The organism is Aeromonas sp. 1HA1 (assembly GCF_029237385.1).
Lineage (GTDB): Bacteria > Pseudomonadota > Gammaproteobacteria > Enterobacterales > Aeromonadaceae > Aeromonas > Aeromonas popoffii.
The window spans coordinates 38728-53938 of record NZ_JAACGC010000025.1; the positions used below are offsets into that span (position 1 = coordinate 38728).

Genomic DNA, 15211 nt, shown 5'->3' on the forward strand with positions numbered 1-15211 from the left:
ACGGCGAGGCTTAGTCCCGCACCGGCGGCGGTGCCAACACATCGCGCTGACCATTGCCGCCCGGTGAGCTGACGATGCCCTGATTTTCCATCTGCTCGATGAGACGGGCTGCCCGGTTGTAACCAATCTTGAACTTGCGCTGGACGCTGGAGGTAGAACCTCGACGGGACTCCACCACAAAGGCGACCGCCTCGTCGAACAGGGGGTCGAGCTCTTCATCGCCACCGCCGCCATATTCACCGCTGCCGCCTTCGCCGCCTGATTCACCGGAGAGGATCTCGTCGATGTAGTTTGGCTCGCCGCGCAATTTCCAGTCCGCCACCACTTTGTGCACTTCGTGGTCATCGACAAATGCGCCATGCACCCGGGTCGGGTTGGAGGTACCGGCTGGCATGTAGAGCATGTCACCCATACCGAGCAAGGATTCGGCACCGCCCTGATCGATGATGGTGCGCGAGTCGATCTTGCTCGACACCTGGAACGAGATACGGGTCGGGATGTTGGCTTTGATAAGACCGGTAATCACATCCACCGAGGGACGCTGGGTCGCCAGAATGAGGTGAATACCGGCCGCTCGCGCCTTTTGGGCGATACGGGCAATCAGCTCCTCCACCTTCTTGCCGACGATCATCATCATGTCGGCAAACTCGTCCACCACCACCACGATGTGGGGTAGCTTCTCCAGCTCCGGCGGCATCTGATCCATGGAGTCACCCGGACGCCACAGCGGGTCGAGCAGGGGCTCACCCGCCTCGATGGCGGCCAGCACCTTGTCGTTGTAGCCCTTGAGGTTACGCACCCCGACCGCTGACATCAGCTTGTAGCGGCGCTCCATCTCACCTACGCACCAGCGCAGGGCGTTGGCAGCATCCTTCATGTCGGTGACCACCTCGGTCAAGAGATGCGGGATCCCTTCGTAGACCGACAGTTCCAGCATCTTGGGGTCGATCATGATGAAACGCAGATCATCGGGAGATGACTTGTAGAGCATGGAGATGATCATGGTGTTGACCCCCACCGACTTGCCCGAGCCGGTGGTACCGGCCACCAGCAGGTGCGGCATCTTGGCCAGATTCACCACCACGGGCTCACCGGCTATGTCCTGACCCAGGCCCATGGTAAGCGGGTTACGGCTGTCACGGAAGGCATCGCAGTCGAGGGTTTCGCGCAGGTAGACGGTCTGGCGCACCCGGTTGGGCAGCTCGATGCCGACGAAGGTCTTGCCCGGGATCACTTCCACCACCCGCACGCTGCTGGCAGAGAGGGAGCGGGCCAGATCGCGCGACAGGTTGGTGATCTTGCTCGCCTTCATGCCGGGCGCCAGATCCAGTTCGAAACGGGTGATGACGGGGCCCGGATAGACACCGACCACCTTGGCCTGCACGTTGTAGTCCGCGAGTTTCGCCTCCACCAGACGGCCCATGCGGTCCAGCTCGTCCTTGCTCATCATCTGGGTCTTGGCTGGCGGCCTGTCCAGCAGCTCCAGGCTCGGCAAGGGCGCCATGCCAGGCAGTGGACGACGCTTGGGTTTGGTCGGTGCGACGGCAACCGGTGCGGTCACCTCGTCACCCTCGGCCCAGGGCAGATCGAGCGCGTCATCCTCGTCATCGGCCGTGGTCAGGGCTGGCTGGCGACGTGCATTGTCAGCAGCGGCGCGCTTGGGCTTGGCCACGGGCGCCGGCTCGTCGTCTTCATCATCAAACTGGGGATCGAACTGGAAGGTATCATCATCGAGCTCGGGCAGCCACTCATCGGGCTTGGCCTTCTGACCCGCCTTTCCCTTGGCGTTGCGAGTCCAGCTGGTGTGGGGATCGTCCTCTTCATCCTCTTCCAGCTCGATGGCACCCAGGCCACCTTCCAGCAGGGGATCTGGTCCCTCAAAACGGGGCTGGCGCCAACCACCGGTCAACCAGCGGCCCAGGGTGGTGGGAAAGTGGTAAACGGCGCTGACTGAACCAGTGCAGGTGGCACCTATCCGCTCAACTATGGTGAGCCAGGACCAGCCAGTAAAAAGTGTGATGCCGGTAGCCACGAAGCAGAGCAGCAGCAGGTTGGCCCCGACGCCGCCAAACAGCGGCACCACGACAGAGGCGATCACATCGCCCACCAGGCCGCCGGCGGAAAAGTTCTGCATGTCATTGAAGTTCATGCTGGCGATGGCGGACATGCCGAGTACGGTCAGCACGAAACCCACCATCCGTACCGACAGGGTAAGGTAGTCCACGTCCAGCAGCCGGCTCGGGCGCCAGAACAGGCTCCAGCCCAGCAGGACAACCAGGGGAGGCACCAGATAAGAGAAGGCCCCAAAAGTGAACATGGTGATGTCGGCAAGCCAGGCCCCCGCGCTACCGGAGAGGTTCTTCACCTCCCCTTGCCAGGAGGTCTGGGACCAACCAGGATCGGCCGGGTGATAGGACAACAGGGCAAGCAAGAGATAGGCAGCCATCAGGGTGATGGCGATCAAGACGGCTTCGAAGATCCGTTGTGTACCTGATAAAGGAGTAAACAGCTTTTTATCGGCCAAACTCCGGCTCCTTTCTGAAAACATGTAATGCAGGGGATAAGGGGGCCTAGTATCCCTGAAAAGCCCACCGATTGTCAGCCAGTGCCTGATGGGCTGGGCCATATTTACAATCAACGCGATAAGAAGAAACGAGCGGACCGGCCGCTCGTTTCTGACTGTCGTGACTTGTCATAAGCCTGGCAAGTCATAGCATAACCTAACTCAACGGGTACTGATCACCAGACGACTGCTCTGTTTGACCTCTTCCATTACCACGTAGGTGCGGGTGTCATTGACACCGGGCAGTCGCAGCAAGGTTTCCCCCAGCAGGCGACGATAGGCCGACATGTCGCTAACGCGGGTCTTGAGCAGATAGTCGAAATCGCCGGAGACCAGATGGCACTCCTGGATCTCTTCGAGCACCTGAACAGCCTTGTTGAACTGTTCAAATACATCCGGCGCACCGCGATTGAGGGTGATTTCCACGAACACCAGCAGAGACGCGTCCAGATAATGAGGGTTCAGAATAGCGGCATATCCCTCGATATAGCCTTGTCGCTCGAGGCGACGAACCCGTTCCAGACACGGTGTAGGACTCAGGCCAACTCGTTTGGACAACTCAACGTTCGAAATCCTGCCATCCTTTTGCAGCTCATTCAAAATGTTGCGGTCAATCCTGTCCAAATCCTTTAGCCGACTCTTAGCTTCCATCATTTTATTCCATCCTTTGGCTATTTTTTGGTACGAATCACCATTCACTTTATAATTATGGTCACAAATCCTGTCAATACCTGAATATGCTCGGTGAACACGCCGCTCAACATCATTGCAACATAAAGCACCAATCGATAGACGAGGGATAGCATGATTATCAGTGTACCTAAAGAAATAAAAAACCATGAATATCGCGTAGGCATGGTTTCGGCCAGTGTACGTGAACTAACAGCACGAAACCATACTGTTTTCGTCCAAAGCGGCGCCGGAAACGGCATTGGCTTCGGTGATGCAGATTATCGCGCTGCCGGCGCCGACATTTTGGCCTCCGCCGCAGAGGTTTTCGCCAAAGCCGAGATGAGCGTCAAGGTAAAGGAGCCCCAGGTCGTCGAACGCGCCATGCGGAGCCCGGGCCAGACCCTCTTTACCTACCTGCATCTGGTACCCATCTGTCCCAGACCCAGGAGCTGATCACGCGCGGCGGCATGCAGGTGTCCGGTGCCACTGCGCCAACACTTGTCAGCCGTGACCACATTGCCCGCATGAAACCGGGTTCTGCCAGTGTCGGTGTGGCCATCGCTCAGGGCCGCCAGGTGGAAACCGCCCACGCCACAACCCATCAGGATCTCGCCTATATAGTCGACGAGGTAGTGCACGACTGTGTCGCCAACATGCGGAGGTGGTGACTCGCACCTCCACCGTGGCCCTCCAACAATGCCACTCGACCCTTCATCATCAAACTGGCGGAGCAAGGCTATCGGGAGGCGCAGCTCAAAGATGGCCACCTGCGCCACGGGCTCAACATCATGGCGGGTCACGTCACCTGCAAAGAGGTGGCCGAGGCCTCTACCGTTCCGCTGACCCTGTTGAGCTGATCGCCCCCCAACCGGGGAGTCGGTGAGTCAGAATCCGCCCGCGATGAGCGTTTTTTATGTCCGAACGCACGCCAGTCCGCACCGATAATCGATTGCCACAATCGACTCACTGGCCTTTGACCCCGGATCTCGAATTACCTACAATCGCGCAAACTCATCACGTCTCGGAAATCACATCATGAGCCAAGTCACTCACAGCAAACTGTTGATCTTAGGGTCAGGCCCAGCCGGTTACACCGCCGCCGTCTATGCGGCCCGCGCCAACCTCAATCCCTTGTTGATCACCGGCATGCAGCAAGGCGGTCAGCTGACCACCACCACCGAAGTGGAAAACTGGCCAGGTGACCCAGAGGGGCTGACTGGTCCGGCCCTGATGGAACGCATGAAAGAGCATGCGGAAAAGTTCGACACCCGCATCCTGTTTGATCACATCAATGAAGTGGAGCTGACCCAGCGTCCGTTCCGCCTCAAGGGCGACAGCGCCGAGTACACCTGTGATGCACTGATCATCGCCACCGGCGCCTCTGCCAAGTACCTGGGACTGCCTTCAGAAGAGGCATTCAAGGGCCGCGGCGTCTCCGCCTGCGCCACCTGTGACGGCTTCTTCTATCGCAATCAGGAAGTGGCCGTGATTGGCGGCGGCAACACGGCCGTGGAAGAGGCGCTCTATCTGGCCAACATCGCCAAGAAGGTGCACCTCATTCACCGCCGCGACGAGTTTCGCGCCGAGAAGATCCTGATCAAACGTCTGCACGACAAGGTGGCGAGCGGCAACATAGTGCTGCACACCCACCAGACCCTGGACGAAGTGCTGGGCGATCAGATGGGCGTAACCGGCGTGCGTCTGCGCAGCACCCAGGACGACACCACCTCAGAACTGCCGCTGATGGGGGTATTCATCGCCATCGGTCACCAGCCCAACACCCAAATCTTCGATGGCCAGCTGGCCATGAAAAACTGCTACCTGATCGTTCGTGGCGGGCTGGATGGCTTTGCCACCCAGACCAGCATCGAAGGGGTCTTTGCCGCCGGGGACGTGGCCGACCACACCTACCGTCAGGCCATCACCTCTGCCGGTACCGGCTGCATGGCGGCCCTCGACGCCGAGCGATATCTGGACGCGCAATAAGCGCAAGGGATATAAAAGGCATGCCGTGAGGCATGCCTTTTTATTTTAAGGAGCCGGATGAAACATAAAATACTGATTGTCGAAGACAGTCTGACGATCCGCCGCATGTTGATCCAGGCCATCGCACAGCAAACAGGCCTGGAGATAGATGCGTTCGATACCCTGGAGGGCGCCCGTCATTGCCAGAGGGAAGAGTATGTGGTGGCCCTGGTCGATCTCACCCTGCCGGATGCCCCCAGCGGGGAAGCCGTCAAAGTACTGCTGGAACTGGGCCTGCCGGTGGTGATCCTCACCGCCGATATCAGCGAAGACAAGCGGGAGGCCTGGCTGGAAGCCGGGGTGCTGGATTACGTGATGAAAGATTCGCGCCACTCACTGCAATATGCGGTGAGTCTGGTGCATCGCCTCTATCTCAATCAGCAGATTGAGGTATTGGTGGTCGATGATTCGCGCACCTCCCGCCATCGCACCATGGCCCAGCTGCGCAAACAGTTGCTGCAGGTACATGAGGCGAGCCATGCCCGCGATGCCCTGGCCCAGCTTGAACAAAACCCGGCCATTAGGCTGGTGTTGGTCGACTACCACATGCCGGAGATCGACGGCATCAGCCTGGTGCGCATGCTGCGGGAGCGCTACAGCAAGCAGCAGCTCGCCATCATAGGGATCTCGGTGTCGGACAAGCGCGGCCTCTCTGCCCGCTACCTCAAGCAGGGTGCCAACGACTTTCTCAACCAGCCGTTTGAACCGGAAGAGTTGCAGTGCCGGGTCAGCCACAACCTGGAGGCCCTGGAGCAATTCAACAGCATTCAGGAGTCGGCCAACCGTGACTACCTGACCGGGCTCTATAACCGGCGCTACTGGTTCAACGAGGGGCAGAAGTGGTTTGAGGAGCATCAGCGCCAAGGCACACCGCTCGCCCTCTGCGTGCTCGACGTGGATCACTTCAAGCAGGTCAACGATCACTGGGGCCATGCCATCGGCGATCAGCTGCTTTGTCATCTGACCCGGTTGCTCGCCCAGTTCTTCCCCGATGCCATGATCGCCCGCTTTGGCGGCGAGGAGTTTGCCCTGATGGTGCCCCATTGCACCGTGCCGGTGCTGCTCAAACGGCTGGAGGGGCTGCGCCAGCAACTGCGTCAACAGCCATTGTCACGGGAGATCCCGCTGTTTGCTCGCGCCAGTTTCGGGGTGATCAAGGTTGGGCCTGTCTCCATGGACGAGGCACTGAGCGAGGCGGATCGCCTGCTCTATCAGGCGAAGAACACGGGTCGCGACAAGATAGTGTCTCAGGACTCATCGGCATGAGCAAACCTTGGCAGATGAGCACCCTGTAGTACTGCCCGACGGATCCTCACTGCGGATATCGTCGGGTTGCTCTTCTCCTTTCAGCACCACTCAATAGGTCTTGTCGACACGCACCCCATCGTTGAAATAGAGGATACGCACCTTGTCGCCGTTCATGAATACCATGGCCGGATCATAATCCTGAATGACGTTGATGAGCCCGTTCTGCTCGTTGCGAATGAGCAGCTCCACCAACTTGTTCTCCACCACAGTGCCGCCAGACTGATACTGCTGCGCTGCAGCCGCGCCGGCAAGAGCACCGACGGCGGTAGCAATTTCACGGCCGTGGCCGCCACCAAACTGGTTACCAAGCAGACCGCCCAACACGGCCCCCCCCAGCGTTTTCCAGCCGGAGTGCTCGGACTCCAGGATCTGGCGCTGGGTGATATTGCGCACCGTCTCGATCTGGCCAAACACCACCTGAACCACGGGCCGCGCCGTGTTGCGCTCGTAGACCTGGGCACTGGCGGGTGCAGTGACAAAGCAGAACAAGCTGGATACTATCAGGATAATGGCCTTCATCTGTGAACCTCTTCGCCTTATGTCTCGCTATCTTACCCAATTGGATGATGAGCTGTGCTGGTTTCCCGACCCCGAGCACGCCCTGGAAGAACCCAATGGCCTGCTGGCGATCGGGGGGGATCTCTCCCCTGACCGATTGCTGGCAGCTTACCACAAGGGGATCTTCCCGTGGAATGAGCCCCACCAGCCGCTGCTGTGGTGGTCACCTGATCCCAGAGGGGTCATCATTCCGGAACAGTTGCACGTCAATCGCAGCCTGCGTAAATTTATCCGCCGTACCTCATTCGATATTTCCATCAATCGCGCCTTTAATGAAGTAATAGCGGCCTGCGCCGCCCCCCGTCGCAGTGCCAGTGGAACCTGGATAAGCACGCCCATGATCGACGCCTATCGACAACTTCACCGCCTTGGCCATGCCCACTCAGTCGAGATCTGGCAGGATGGCCAGCTGCAAGCCGGTCTCTATGGCCTCTCACTCGGGCGCCTCTTCTGTGGCGAGTCCATGTTCAGTCGCATCGACAACGGCGCCAAGCTGGCCATGATGGCACTCTGCCAGCACTTCACCCGCTACGGCGGCGCGCTAATCGATTGCCAGATGCAAAATGACTTCCTGGTCACCATGGGGATCCAGGAGTGGCCAAGGGCCACCTTCTTGACGGCCCTAGCCCAACTGAGTCGACAACCATTGGCAAAGCACTGCTGGCAACCGGAGAGCATCAGCCTATGACAGAAGAAGTGATCCTCAAGGTAGGGCTGACCCCCAAGCATCAATGCAGCTATCTGGGCCATGAAAAGGAGCAGCTGCTGGTATTGATGGACCACAACCTGCTCAATGCCAGTGGCTATGAGCGGCTGCTGACGGCGGGATTTCGGCGCAGCGGCAACGACATCTATCGACCTCACTGCCCCGCCTGCAGTGCCTGCCAGTCCCTGCGCATCCACAGTGAGCGTTTCATGCCAAGCCGCAGCCAGAAGCGGATCAGCCAGTTGAACCAGGACCTGGAGCTGGTGCTCAGCTACGATGATAAACCCGAATATTATCAGCTCTACGAGCGCTACATTTGCGAGCGTCACCGTGATGGCAGCATGTATCCCCCCAGCCGGACCCAGTACAAGGGCTTTTTACACTGCGACTGGATGCCTCCCCTTTACCTGGAGATGCGCAAGGACAACCAGCTGATCGGAGTCGCCACCACGGATCTGCTACCTCACAGCATGAGTGCCATGTATACCTTCTTCGATCCGGCCCATGCCGATCGCTCCCTCGGTACCTTCGCCATCCTGAGTCAGTTGGAACTGGCCAAGCGTACAGGTCGCACTTGGTTGTATCTCGGCTATCTGGTGGAGGAGTGCCGCAAGATGAATTACAAGCGCCAATACCTGCCCCACGAGCGACTGATCCACGGGGAATGGAAAAATATCGACACCAAGCCCGAGTAAACTTTACACATAGCCTTAAATCCGGCATGATCCAGCGGATTTTTGTTGTGGCTTATCAAGAGGATTCAATGGCTAAAGAAGACAGTATTGAGATGCAGGGCACCATTCTCGAAACCCTGCCCAATACCATGTTCCGTGTGGAACTGGAAAATGGTCACGTGGTTATCGCTCATATTTCCGGCAAGATGCGCAAAAACTACATCCGTATCCTGACTGGGGACAAAGTAACGGTAGCTCTGACTCCGTACGATCTCTCCAAGGGACGTATTGTTTTCCGCTCTCGCTAAGCCAGGAATTCAGCAAAAAACCCCAACCTTTCGGTTGGGGTTTTTTGTCGCTTTCTAACTATCAGTGCTTAGTGGGAGACAGCTTCAATATTGACCTGAAAATCAAAACTGAGGCTGTCATTTACCAACTCAACCTTTACTACCCCCCCATCAACTAGTGATCCGAACAGGATCTCATTGGCCAAGGGTTTCTTGAGGTGTTCCTGGATGACCCGTCCCATGGGTCTGGCTCCCATCGCCCTGTCATATCCCTTCTCGGCCAACCAGTGGCGGACACCCTCGGACACTTCAAGAGACACGCCCTTGGCATCCAGTTGTACCTGCAACTCGACAATGAACTTGTCAACCACCTGATGGATCACCGTCATGTCCAGATGGTTGAACCAGATGGTGTGATCGAGCCGGTTTCTGAATTCCGGACTGAACGTCTTGTTGATCACCGCCATGGCATCATGACTCATGTCTTGCTGCTGGAAGCCAATGGACTTGCGCTGGGTTTCCTGCACACCGGCGTTGGTGGTCATCACCAGGATCACGTTGCGAAAATCCGCCTTGCGCCCGTTGTTATCCGTCAGAGTCCCGTTGTCCATCACCTGTAGCAGCAGGTTGAACACGTCAGGATGCGCCTTCTCGATCTCGTCCAGCAGCACCACTGAGTGCGGATGCTTGAGCACTGAGTCGGTCAACAAGCCGCCCTGTTCAAAACCGACATAACCAGGAGGAGCACCAATCAAACGCGAGACTGTGTGTCGCTCCATGTACTCGGACATGTCAAAACGCAGCACTTCCACCCCGAGCGCCTTGCCAAGCTGCTGGGTGACCTCTGTCTTGCCCACCCCGGTCGGGCCAGCAAACAGGAAGCAACCCACAGGACGGCGTTCATTGCCAAGGCCCGAGCGTGACAGGCGGATTGAGTCAGTCAGCACAGCGATTGCCTTGTCCTGACCAAACACCACCATCTTGAGGTTCCGCTCCAGGTTCTTTAGCACTTCCTTATCGGAAGAAGAGACAGACTTCTCTGGAATACGGGCTATCTTGGCGACTATGGCTTCGATTTCCGGCACATTGATCACTTTCTTGCGCTTGCTCACAGGCAGCAGACGCTGCCCTGCCCCCGCCTCATCGATCACGTCGATCGCCTTGTCAGGCAGATGACGGTCATTGATGTACTTGGCCGAAAGTTCGACCGCGGCACGGATCGCTTTGACGGTATAACGCACGCCGTGATGCGATTCGTAGCGGCTCTTGAGCCCCATCAGGATGCGTGTGGTGTCATCCACACTCGGCTCGACGACATCGATCTTCTGAAAACGACGGGCCAGCGCTCGGTCTTTCTCGAAAATCTGGGAATACTCCTGGTAGGTCGTCGATCCGACACAGCGGAGCAAGCCATTGGAGAGCAACGGCTTGATGAGGTTGGCCGCATCCAGCTGGCCACCGGAAGCTGCCCCGGCCCCTATGATGGTGTGGATCTCGTCGATGAACAGAATGGCCCCTTCCTGGCGCTCAATCTGCTTGAGCAGCACTTTGAGGCGCTTCTCGAAGTCACCACGGTATTTGGTGCCTGCCAGCAGGGAGCCCATGTCGAGTGAATAGATGGTGCTGCCGGCAATCACCTCGGGCACATCCCCCTTGACGATGCGATAGGCCAGCCCTTCGGCGATCGCCGTCTTGCCTACACCCGCTTCACCCACCAGCAGCGGGTTGTTCTTGCGGCGACGGCACAGCACCTGGATAGTGCGGCTCAGCTCCTGATCGCGACCGATGAGCGGGTCGATTCGCCCCTCCAGCACCAACTGATTCAGGTTGGTCGCAAAACTCTCGATCTGGGCGGCAGAGACATCGTCATCAGACTCGGCGTTGTTACTGCTGTTATCCGGCTTGCTGTCTTTACGCACCCCGTGGGAGAGGAAATTGACCACATCCAGCCGGCTGATCTCGGCTTTCTTCAGGAAATAGGCAGCCTGTGACTCTTGCTCGCTGAAGATGGCGACCAGCACGTTGGCGCCGCTGACTTCAGTATTACCTGAAGACTGAACATGGAACACTGCACGCTGTAGCACTCGCTGGAAGCCAAGCGTGGGTTGAGTTTCTCTGTCTTCATCATCGCGGGGAATAAGCGGGGTTGTTTGACTAATGAATGCGCTGATCTCTTTGCGCATCAGCTCCACATCCGCACCACATGAACTCAGCGCCTCATGGGCTGAGCTGTTATCCAACAGGGCTAACAACAGGTGCTCGACGGTCATGAATTCGTGGCGCTCGTCACGGGCCAGTTTGAAAGCCTCGTTCAGCGTCTTTTCTAGATCTATATTCAACATAGGCACCTCCCCTCAGTACAGCAACAATGTGGTGTCGTCATCGCCATCAAGTCATCAGATTCAAGCCTTTTCCATGGTACATAGCAGTGGATGTTCGTTGTTACGTGAATAGGTATTGACTTGGACCACTTTGGTTTCGGCAATCTCGGCGGTGAACATGCCACAGACTCCCTTACCACTATAATGCACACTCAGCATCACTTGGGTGGCCTTGTCCAAATCCATACCAAAGAACTTTTGCAGCACCTCCACCACAAACTCCATCGGTGTGTAGTCATCGTTGTTCAGGACGACCTTGTACATGGGTGGCGGTTGCAGCTTCGTTTTCTCTGCTTGTGCAATCTCTTCATTAGCAAAGAGTTCTTTCTGCTTGCTCATAATCGCGCTTCGGTACCTCTAGATTACTACCGTCTAACACAAGATTGTCAATAGACTTGTTAACCCGATCACATCAGTTGTTAACAACTCCTTGACTCGCTCAAAAGTTAGACTAGATTGGTTACTTGCTAATCGGCGCCCGTCTGCTATGGGCATATGCTACTAGTTATAAAGGGCTGGCGCAGGTTACTCAACGACTTCAGGGTAATCAATAAAAGGATGTAGATGTATGGCAACCGGAACAGTCAAGTGGTTTAACAACGCAAAAGGATTTGGGTTTATCTGTCCGGAAGGGGGTGGTGAAGATATCTTCGCCCACTACTCCACGATAAAAATGGAAGGTTACAAGACCTTGAAAGCAGGTCAAGCAGTCAACTTCGAACTGCAGCAGGGGCCGAAAGGAAATCACGCCTCTGTCATCGTGCCAAACGAAGCACAGAACATGTAAGAGTCGAACTGGATAAATAAAAAAACCGGCTGACCGCAAGGTCGCCGGTTTTTTTATAGCGGTGCGCTCTTGCGAGCGTGAAGCTTGTCAGACGCAGGCTTCATCGGCCAGCACAGGGCCTAGTCGTGGTAGTCCTGACAGGCGCTCAGGGTATTTTCCATCAGGCTCGCCACCGTCATGGGACCAACGCCCCCCGGAACCGGTGTGATGAAGGAGGCGTGATTACGCGCCGTCTCAAACTCCACATCCCCCACCAGAGAACCGTCAGCCAGACGATTGATGCCCACATCGATCACCAAGGCCCCCGGTTTGATCCACTCCCCCGGAATGAAGTTCGGCTTGCCCACCGCCACGACCAGCAAGTCGGCACGACGCACCTGATCTTCCAGATCCTGAGTGAAGCGATGACAAGTGGTCGTGGTACAACCGGCCAGCAGCAGCTCCAGCGTCATCGGGCGTCCCACAATATTGGATGCTCCAACCACTACCGCATGCAGGCCGTGTGTCTTGACACCCGTAGCCTCAATCAGCGTCATGATCCCCTTGGGCGTACAGGGACGCAACGCCGGAATACGTTGAGCCAGACGGCCAACGTTGTACGGATGGAAGCCATCCACGTCCTTGTCGGGACGAATACGCTCCAGCACCTGAGTCGTATCACAATGGGCCGGCAGCGGCAGTTGCACCAGAATGCCATCTACGTCCACATCATCATTGAGCCGATCGATCAGGGCCAGCAACTCTTCCTGGCTCGCTGTCGCGCTCAGATCGTAAGAGCGGGAGATAAACCCCACCTCTTCACAGGCGCGGCGCTTGCTGCCGACATAGACCTGAGACGCCGGATCCACCCCGACCAGGATCACCGCCAGACCTGGCGCCCGTTTCCCCTGTGCCAACCGCTGTTGGACTTGCGCTGCGACCTGATTGCGAATCGTTTGCGCAACCTGTTTTCCATCAATGATTTTGGCAGACATCGTTCTTCACTCACCATGTGTTCAACTGCCGCGCATTGTCGCATTTTTTTGGCGCGGGTGTTAGCAGCGCTCGCTAAGCGGGCAATAAGTAGGCACTTGAATTTACTAGCGGAAAAATACATTGACGCTGCCTTTCCCGCTTGGGTATGATGCCCGCCCGTTGCCCAGTACCGCCGCTATCGGTATGCTGGACAAGAAATTTTCGGTGATTAGCGCAGCCCGGTAGCGCATCTGGTTTGGGACCAGAGGGTCAAAGGTTCGAATCCTTTATCACCGACCAAGTTCATCGATGAGCCAGCTTGGCTGATCGATACAGAGCGCCCTTAGCTCAGTCGGATAGAGCAACGGCCTTCTAAGCCGTGGGTCGCAGGTTCGAATCCTGCAGGGCGCACCATTAATAAATCCTCCCTCCCCGGGATGGATGGTATTAATGGAAATTTTCAGTGGTGGCTGTAGCTCAGTTGGTAGAGTCCCGGATTGTGATTCCGGTTGTCGTGGGTTCGAGCCCCATCAGCCACCCCATTACCCCTTTGCCTGCCTATTCCTTTTCTCAGAATCATCTTTGCTATCCTGCTCGGTCACAAACACCTCAAAGTGCACGGCTTTACTGTCGGCGTCTTTCACGAAGCCACTTGCACCGGCTTTGGCTATCTGATGTTCGCCCCAGTGACCGATTACCTCTCCGGCCTGCACCGCTATCGGGTTCTCGCTGCGGTCTACGACCGGCGCAGCCTCTTCAAACTGGACGGGTAGGCTAGGCTCGGCGGCAAGTCCCGCCCCCATCTTGCTTGTCGCCAGCCAGCCAACGGCACCTTTACCGGCATTGGCCATCACCTGATTGGCGCTGTCTTTGACGGTGCCGCTGCCCGCTTTGAACACCTGCACTTTACGAAACTCGGTCGAACCGCCACCGAGGGCCACCATCTGTGACTCACCAGATACCGCCACCTCACTGCCAGCAGGTAGCCCCAGGCTCCCCGCCGTGGTGTCAGCCGTTTGCCGTAACCAGGTATTACTCGGAATGCCATGACGGGCCGGTTTGCCTTCTGGTGGGGTCATCCACGTCGGCTTTTGCGGATATTCCTGCTGCAACTGGCTTTGTGCGATATAGAACGGGCTGTTCGGTTCATCGACGTAGTGCACCAGAAAGTAATCGTGGGCCTCATCTCTGTGGTTGAGCAGGTTGCTCGGGGTTTGCTGGAGCAGCTTCACCTCAGCCCCTGTTTTGGCATACACAGGGTGACTGCCCGATAGTCGGCGTGTCAGCTTGAGGTGGGCCACCGGTTCATAGGTGGAGACACCCGAGCCCTTGACTGTCACTCGCGCCGCCTCTGGGCTGCTGTAGGTGTTCTCACACGCGATGTGCATGTAGAGGCTGTAAAAGGTCAGACGGTTCTTGTTTTGCTCACCCGCCTCGTAGTGATGGCGTACCAGACAAAACGACGGAGAGGTATACAAGTCAATGCCTTCCCCCGTTTTTCCTGCTTCGAGGCTGCGGGTCGCCTTGGCCGGTGTGGTCGCCAACCGGTAGGCCACGATTTCCCCGTCCGCAATGGCGCGTACAGCGCCGCTGGGGAGCCACCCCCCTTTCTCACTGAGGTGGATGCCACCGTGCCAGATGCGGTTGCGACCAATCAGGAAAGTGCCGCTCTTGAGACTGTTGATCTTCTCGATAAAGGCATCGAGAGATGGAATCTCGCTGGGGGAGTTACCTCCCCCAGCTGTCATCCCTGATCTTTAAAAAGCGACTGCGGTGATAACAGGCCAAACAACGCCTTGTTCAGAAAGGTGGGTGTCCCAGAATATTTCTTCACCACATCACCAACTGGTCTCCATACAACACCGGTTTGAAGTCGATGTCAGGTGATAACTCGATCTGTACAACCAATGGGTTGGAGAACAGCTATCTGGCCTCGGATTCCATTAACAATGGCCATCATATACACGAAATTACAGATAACTGCTTACCGTTTTGAATAACTGATATCTCTCCTTTAGCAGGAGACACTTTGTACATCGTATTTTTATTCTTAAAACTGAACGTTTCACCTATTAATGCAAAGTCATTCAGAGATAATTCGCTCCCCTGCTTACCATAATTATACGTTATATCTCCTGAAAAAGGAGAGTAGCATAAATTCAGAACTTCCCCTGATTTTGTCTTGCAATAATAAAACACACGATCTTCACTGTCACAAATTTTGTTGCCAGTACTTTCTGACAATGCATCTATCTCAATATATCGCATCTCACTGTATAAGTGAGACACTTTATTG

The 15211-nt window shown here is 56.6% G+C and carries 14 protein-coding genes, 3 tRNA genes and 1 pseudogene; 10 read left to right on the forward strand and 8 right to left on the reverse strand.

The genetic code is table 11. The annotated features are described in order from the left end of the window. Positions 1-10: 10 nt before the first annotated feature. Together GWQ22_RS10125 and lrp are read right to left on the reverse strand one after the other, a co-directional pair. Positions 11-2524 carry a DNA translocase FtsK 4TM domain-containing protein gene (locus GWQ22_RS10125; RefSeq protein ID WP_275930211.1) on the reverse strand — a complete coding sequence of 838 codons (2514 nt, stop codon included), beginning with the start codon at positions 2522-2524 and terminating at the stop codon, positions 11-13. A 201-nt stretch (positions 2525-2725) separates the two neighbouring features. Next, positions 2726-3217, reverse strand: coding sequence for a leucine-responsive transcriptional regulator Lrp (gene lrp / locus GWQ22_RS10130; protein WP_005300047.1), 492 nt, complete (start codon positions 3215-3217; stop codon positions 2726-2728). A 150-nt stretch (positions 3218-3367) separates the two neighbouring features. Here lrp and GWQ22_RS10135 point away from each other — a divergent pair. The 3 genes and pseudogenes from GWQ22_RS10135 to GWQ22_RS10145 all read left to right on the forward strand — a co-directional run bounded on the left by GWQ22_RS10135 (position 3368) and on the right by GWQ22_RS10145 (position 6526). Continuing rightward, positions 3368-4092: pseudogene (locus GWQ22_RS10135) on the forward strand (hypothetical protein). A gap of 178 nt (positions 4093-4270) precedes the next feature. After that, positions 4271-5221: a thioredoxin-disulfide reductase gene (gene trxB / locus GWQ22_RS10140; protein WP_275930212.1), complete on the forward strand. Its 951-nt coding sequence runs from the start codon at positions 4271-4273 to the stop codon at positions 5219-5221. Positions 5222-5278: 57 nt separating this feature from the next. Then, positions 5279-6526, forward strand: coding sequence for a diguanylate cyclase (locus tag GWQ22_RS10145; protein ID WP_042035402.1), 1248 nt, complete (start codon positions 5279-5281; stop codon positions 6524-6526). 90 nt (positions 6527-6616) lie between these two features. Here GWQ22_RS10145 and GWQ22_RS10150 read toward each other — a convergent pair whose 3' ends face one another. After that, the gene (locus tag GWQ22_RS10150) at positions 6617-7087 is read right to left on the reverse strand and encodes a glycine zipper 2TM domain-containing protein (RefSeq protein ID WP_275930213.1); all 471 of its coding nucleotides are present in this window, start codon (positions 7085-7087) and stop codon (positions 6617-6619) included. Positions 7088-7106: 19 nt separating this feature from the next. On the opposite strand from GWQ22_RS10150, the gene aat reads away from it, so the two are divergent. From aat to infA, 3 genes are all read left to right on the forward strand, one after another. Beyond that, positions 7107-7814 (forward strand): leucyl/phenylalanyl-tRNA--protein transferase, encoded by a 708-nt coding sequence (gene aat / locus GWQ22_RS10155; RefSeq protein ID WP_275930214.1) that lies wholly within the window; start codon positions 7107-7109, stop codon positions 7812-7814. After that, complete coding sequence (locus tag GWQ22_RS10160; protein WP_275930215.1) at positions 7811-8527, forward strand: arginyltransferase; 717 nt, start codon at positions 7811-7813, stop codon at positions 8525-8527. Before aat ends, GWQ22_RS10160 begins: the two co-directional genes overlap by 4 nt. A gap of 68 nt (positions 8528-8595) precedes the next feature. Continuing rightward, positions 8596-8814 carry a translation initiation factor IF-1 gene (gene infA / locus GWQ22_RS10165; protein WP_005300033.1) on the forward strand — a complete coding sequence of 73 codons (219 nt, stop codon included), beginning with the start codon at positions 8596-8598 and terminating at the stop codon, positions 8812-8814. A 68-nt stretch (positions 8815-8882) separates the two neighbouring features. On the opposite strand, the gene clpA is transcribed toward infA, so the two are convergent. Both clpA and clpS read right to left on the reverse strand, forming a co-directional pair. Beyond that, on the reverse strand, positions 8883-11135 hold the full coding sequence (gene clpA, locus GWQ22_RS10170) for an ATP-dependent Clp protease ATP-binding subunit ClpA (protein WP_275930216.1): 2253 nt from the start codon (positions 11133-11135) through the stop codon (positions 8883-8885). A gap of 60 nt (positions 11136-11195) precedes the next feature. Next, a complete protein-coding gene (gene clpS / locus GWQ22_RS10175) occupies positions 11196-11513 on the reverse strand; it encodes an ATP-dependent Clp protease adapter ClpS (protein WP_042035393.1) in 318 nt (105 codons plus the stop codon). 229 nt (positions 11514-11742) lie between these two features. Here clpS and cspD point away from each other — a divergent pair, with 229 nt between their 5' ends. After that, positions 11743-11961, forward strand: a complete 219-nt coding sequence (gene cspD, locus GWQ22_RS10180; RefSeq protein ID WP_042035390.1) for a cold shock-like protein CspD — start codon at positions 11743-11745, stop codon at positions 11959-11961. A 119-nt stretch (positions 11962-12080) separates the two neighbouring features. Here cspD and folD read toward each other — a convergent pair whose 3' ends face one another. After that, positions 12081-12935: a bifunctional methylenetetrahydrofolate dehydrogenase/methenyltetrahydrofolate cyclohydrolase FolD gene (gene folD, locus GWQ22_RS10185; protein WP_042035387.1), complete on the reverse strand. Its 855-nt coding sequence runs from the start codon at positions 12933-12935 to the stop codon at positions 12081-12083. Between the two features lie 203 nt (positions 12936-13138). Here folD and GWQ22_RS10190 point away from each other — a divergent pair. The 3 genes from GWQ22_RS10190 to GWQ22_RS10200 all read left to right on the forward strand — a co-directional run bounded on the left by GWQ22_RS10190 (position 13139) and on the right by GWQ22_RS10200 (position 13457). Further along, positions 13139-13215 (forward strand) — tRNA-Pro (locus GWQ22_RS10190). A 37-nt stretch (positions 13216-13252) separates the two neighbouring features. After that, a tRNA-Arg gene (locus GWQ22_RS10195) sits at positions 13253-13329 on the forward strand. A gap of 52 nt (positions 13330-13381) precedes the next feature. Further along, a tRNA-His gene (locus GWQ22_RS10200) sits at positions 13382-13457 on the forward strand. Here the strand turns inward: GWQ22_RS10200 and GWQ22_RS10205 are convergent. Together GWQ22_RS10205 and GWQ22_RS10210 are read right to left on the reverse strand one after the other, a co-directional pair. Then, positions 13458-14663 carry a hypothetical protein gene (locus GWQ22_RS10205; protein ID WP_275930217.1) on the reverse strand — a complete coding sequence of 402 codons (1206 nt, stop codon included), beginning with the start codon at positions 14661-14663 and terminating at the stop codon, positions 13458-13460. Between the two features lie 208 nt (positions 14664-14871). Continuing rightward, a partial coding sequence (locus GWQ22_RS10210; protein ID WP_275930218.1) for a hypothetical protein occupies positions 14872-15211 on the reverse strand: 340 nt, incomplete at its 5' end.

Bases quoted from the DNA above. Each gene is read 5' to 3' on its own strand.
- lrp (WP_005300047.1), bottom strand. From the start codon at position 3,217: ATGATGGAAGCTAAGAGTCGGCTAAAGGATTTGGACAGGATTGACCGC.
- GWQ22_RS10205 (WP_275930217.1), bottom strand. From the start codon at position 14,663: ATGACAGCTGGGGGAGGTAACTCCCCCAGCGAGATTCCATCTCTCGAT.
- cspD (WP_042035390.1), top strand. From the start codon at position 11,743: ATGGCAACCGGAACAGTCAAGTGGTTTAACAACGCAAAAGGATTTGGG.
- GWQ22_RS10160 (WP_275930215.1), top strand. From the start codon at position 7,811: ATGACAGAAGAAGTGATCCTCAAGGTAGGGCTGACCCCCAAGCATCAA.
- GWQ22_RS10150 (WP_275930213.1), bottom strand. From the start codon at position 7,087: ATGAAGGCCATTATCCTGATAGTATCCAGCTTGTTCTGCTTTGTCACT.
- infA (WP_005300033.1), top strand. From the start codon at position 8,596: ATGGCTAAAGAAGACAGTATTGAGATGCAGGGCACCATTCTCGAAACC.
- aat (WP_275930214.1), top strand. From the start codon at position 7,107: ATGTCTCGCTATCTTACCCAATTGGATGATGAGCTGTGCTGGTTTCCC.
- folD (WP_042035387.1), bottom strand. From the start codon at position 12,935: ATGTCTGCCAAAATCATTGATGGAAAACAGGTTGCGCAAACGATTCGC.
- clpA (WP_275930216.1), bottom strand. From the start codon at position 11,135: ATGTTGAATATAGATCTAGAAAAGACGCTGAACGAGGCTTTCAAACTG.
- GWQ22_RS10145 (WP_042035402.1), top strand. From the start codon at position 5,279: ATGAAACATAAAATACTGATTGTCGAAGACAGTCTGACGATCCGCCGC.
- trxB (WP_275930212.1), top strand. From the start codon at position 4,271: ATGAGCCAAGTCACTCACAGCAAACTGTTGATCTTAGGGTCAGGCCCA.
- clpS (WP_042035393.1), bottom strand. From the start codon at position 11,513: ATGAGCAAGCAGAAAGAACTCTTTGCTAATGAAGAGATTGCACAAGCA.